We start from the raw sequence: 4,336 nt of genomic DNA, 5'->3' as shown, positions 1-4,336 counted from the left end.
ACCAGCCGCCAGGCTCTCCACACCGCGCAGCAGTTCGGCACGCTCGGTGCCCACCACCACGGCCCGGTGCTCGAACACCGACCGCGTGGTCGCCAACGACCACGCCACGTCCGCCGGCTCCAGCTCCGGCCGCGCCGCCACCCACGCGCGCAGCCGGCCCGCCTGAGCCGTCAGAGCGTCCGCCGAGCGACCCGACACCACCCACGCACCGGCACCCGACACCACCGGCGCCGTCTCCGGCACCTGGACGGCCTCGGCGGGCTCGGCGGCCGGAGCCTCCTCCACGATGACGTGCGCGTTGGTGCCGCTGATCCCGAACGAGGACACCCCCGCACGGCGCGGGCGCTCCCCCGCCGGCCATGGTGTCGCCTCCGTCAGCAGCTCCACCTCACCGGCGGACCAATCGACGTGCGAGGACGGCACCTCGGCGTGCAGGGTGGGCGGCAGTTGCTCGTGCTGCAGCGCCAGCACCATCTTGATCACACCCGCCACACCGGCGGCCGCCTGGGTGTGCCCGATGTTCGACTTCACCGAACCCAGCCACAACGGCCGCCCCTCCGGCCGCTCCTGACCGTAGGTGGCCAGCAGCGCCTGCGCCTCGATCGGGTCGCCCAGTGTGGTGCCCGTCCCGTGCGCCTCGACCACATCGACCTCGGCGGCCGACAGCCGCGCGTTCGCCAGCGCCGCGCGGATCACCCGCTGCTGCGACGGACCGTTCGGCGCCGTCAGACCGTTCGACGCACCGTCCTGGTTCACCGCCGACCCGCGCAGCACCGCGAGCACCCGGTGCCCGTTGCGCCGCGCGTCCGACAGCCGCTCCACCACGAGCATGCCCACACCCTCGGCCCAGCCCGTGCCGTCCGCGTCCTCCGAGAAGGCCCGGCACCGGCCGTCCGCCGACAGCCCCTGCTGCCGCGAGAACTCCACGAACGTCCCCGGGGAGACCAGCACCGTGACGCCGCCGGCGAGCGCCAGCGTGCACTCGCCCGAGCGCAGCGCCTGGGCGGCCAGGTGCAGGGCGACCAGCGACGACGAGCACGCCGTGTCCACCGTCACCGCCGGGCCCTCCAGGCCCAGCACGTACGACACCCGGCCCGACAGCACGCTCGTCGCGTTGCCGGTCATCAGGTGGCCCTCGACGCCGGACCCGCCCTCGCCGGACCAGGAGACACCGATCCCGTAGTTGGAGCCGAAGCCGCCGGCGAACACCCCGGTCGCCGTCTCCCGCAGGGACGCCGGGTCGATGCCCGCCCGCTCCAGCGCCTCCCACGAGGTCTCCAGCAGCAGGCGCTGCTGCGGGTCCATCGCCAGCGCCTCGCGCGGGCTGATCCCGAAGAACCCGGCGTCGAACCTGGTCGCGTCCCGCAGGAACGCGCCCTGCGCCACGTACGAAGTGCCCTCGCGCTCGCCGTCCGGGTCGTACACGCCGTCCAGGTCCCAACCGCGATCGGTCGGGAACCCGCCCACCGCGTCACCGCCCGAGGCCAGCAGCTCCCAGAACTCCTCCGGGCTGTCCGCACCCCCGGGGAAGCGGCACGCCATGCCGACGATCGCCACCGGCTCCGCCGCCTGCTCCTGCACCTCGCGCAGTCGGGCGCGGGCGTCCTGGGCGTCTGCGATGGCCCGCTTTAGGTAACTACGAAGCTTGTCCTCGTCGGACACGGTCATCTCCCAGCGATGGTGTTTCGGGCAGAGTCAGGGGCGGGCTGTCCCGCACGGGAACGTGCGGGACAGCCCGGTTCGATCGGAGCCCCTCAGGGCCGGACAGGCGTTACTCGAGCTCGTCGACGAGAGCGAACAGCTCGTCGTCGGTCGCGCCTTCGAGCTCCTCCTCGCGCCGCTTCTTGCTCTTGTCGGCGGCCTGGTCGCCGATGGCGTCCAGCAGCCGGCGCAGCCGGTCGGTGGCCTCTTCCCGCACCGGGTCGTCCATCGCCCCGGTACGGAGAGCGGCCTCGAGCCGGTCGAGCTCGGCGAGGACCGGCACCGACACCGCTTCCTCCGAGACAATCTCGGTTCGCAGCCAGGTGGCAAGGGCGTTCGGGGTGGGGTAGTCGAACACCAGCGTGGCGGGAAGCCGCAGCCCCGTCACACCGTTGAGGCGGTTGCGCAGTTCGACCGAGGTCAGCGAGTCGAAGCCGAGGTCCTTGAACGCGCGCCGGTCCTCGATCGCGTCGGCGGAGGCGTGCCCCAGCACGACCGCGACCTCGTTCCGCACCACGTCGGTGAGCACCCGCTCCTGCTCGGCCCGGCTCAGCCCGGCCAACCGCCGTGCCAGCCCGCCCTCCTCGCGCACCGCGCCGCCGCCGTTGGCGCCCGCCGCGGCCAGCTGACGGATCTCGGGCAGGTCCCGCACCAGCGGCATCTCCCGCGGATCCACCGGGCCGGGCGAAGCGACCAGCTCGGCCCAGTTGACGTCCATCACCGTGACGACGGCGTCCGGTCCGTCCAGCGACTCGCCCAGCGCCCGCACCGCGAGCTGCGGGTCCATCGCCGGCATCGGGGCCCGCTTGACCCGGGCCCGGACCACCTTGCTGGACTCGGCCATGCCACCGCCGGCCCAGGCACCCCAGGCAACGGTGAGCGCGGCCAGGCCGCGGCTGCGCCGGTTCTCGGCGAGGGCGTCGAGGAAGGCGTTCGCGGCCGCGTAGTTGCCCTGACCGGCGGCGCCGAGCGTCGACGCGGCGGACGAGAAGAGGACGAACGCGTCCAGGTCCAGTCCGGCGGTGAGCTCGTCCAGGTGGACCGCGCTCGCCGCCTTCGCGGCCAGCACCGTCTCCAGACGGGACACCGACAGCCGGTCCACGACGCCGTCGTCCAGGACGGCGGCGGTGTGCAGCACCGAGGACAGCGCCGGACCGCTCTCGCCGATCCACGCCACCAGACCGGCCAGCGCCGCCCGGTCCGTCACGTCACACGAGACGACGTCCACCCGGGTGCCCCGCGCGGCCAGCTCCGCCACCGTCGCCGCGACACCCGCGGCCGCCGGGCCGGAACGACCGGTGAGCACCAGTCGCTGGGTGCCGCGCTCGGTCAGCCAGCGCGAGACGTGCCCGGCGATGGCGCCGGTGCCACCGGTGATCAGCACGCTGCCGCGCGGCGTCCACGCCCCCTTGCCGCGGAGCTGCGAGGCCCGCGTGAGCCGGCGGCCGAGGATCCCGGCGGACCGGAGCGCGACCTCGTTCTCGCCGCAGCCGGCCAGCACCGCCACCAGGCGTCCACCGGCGCGCTCGTCGAGCGTCTCGGGAAGGTCGACCAGACCGCCCCAGCGGTCGGGCTGCTCCAGGCCGACGACCCGGCCCAGACCCCACACCTGCGCCTGCACCGGGTTGGCCAGCGCCTCACCCGGACCGGCCGCCACCGCACCACGCGTGGCCAGCCAGAGCGGGGCGGCGATCCCGGCGTCGCCCAGCGCCTGGACGAGCGCCAGGGTGGCCGCCAGGCCGCCGGTCACCACCGGGTGCTCCGGCAGCGGCCTCTCCTCCAACGCCAGCAGCGACAGCACCCCGGCAACGCCGGAAGGCTCCACCGCCGCACCCAGCAGCGCCGCCACCTCCGCCCGGTCCACCACCCCGGCCGGAACCTCGACCACGACGACCTCGGCACCACGACCGGCCAGGGCGGCCGCGCACTGCCGCGCCGCCTGGTCGGCGGCCGAGCCGGCCGGAGTGACGACCAGCCAAGTTCCGGACAGTACGCGGGAGTCGGGCTCGCCGATGGCCGCCCAGCCGCCCCGGTACCGCCAGTTCGCGGTCATCGACCGGTCCAGCTCCCGGCGCCGCCAGGACGCCAGGGCCGGCAGGACCTCGCCGAGCTGCCGCTGGTCCTCGATGGCCAGCGTGTCGGCGATCCGGGCCAGGTCCCCGTCCTCGACGGCCGCCCAGAACCGGGCCTCCGCCTCGGTGCTCGCACCGTCCCCGCCGACGACCGGAGTCGCCGTCGGCAGCGTCAGCAGGCCCTCCGGCCAGAACCGCTGGTGACGGAAGGCGTAGGTGGGCAGCTCGACCGGCGTACCGGCCGACAGCACCGAACCCCACTCCACCGCAGCGCCGTTGACGAAGGCCCGGGCGAGACCGCCGACCAGGCCGGTCACGCCCTGGTCGTCGCGCCGCTGGAGCGGAACGAACACCGGCTCCTCACCCCCGATGCCGGCCACCGCGTCGGGGCCCAGCGAGGACAGCGACCCGTCGGGCCCCACCTCGATGAACACCGAGACACCCTGCCCGGCGAGAGCCGCGACGGCATCGGCGAACCGCACCGCACCACGCGTCTGCGCCGGCCAGTAACCCGCCTCGCACCCGGTCACCAGCTCACCGGTCAGCGCACCCGCCCACATCAT

At 74.7% G+C, this 4,336-nt stretch carries 2 protein-coding genes; both read right to left on the bottom strand.

Translation table 11 applies throughout. The features are described from left to right. Window positions 1-1,662: type I polyketide synthase (locus ACZ6Y7_RS37860; protein WP_465762530.1), on the bottom strand; the 1,662-nt coding region annotated here is incomplete at its 3' end. Window positions 1,663-1,771: 109 nt separating this feature from the next. Then, window positions 1,772-4,336: SDR family NAD(P)-dependent oxidoreductase (locus tag ACZ6Y7_RS37855; RefSeq protein WP_465762529.1), on the bottom strand; the 2,565-nt coding region annotated here is incomplete at its 5' end.

This window comes from Kitasatospora sp. NPDC053308 (assembly GCF_055585785.1).
This window is presented reverse-complemented; position numbering and strand designations above follow the sequence as displayed.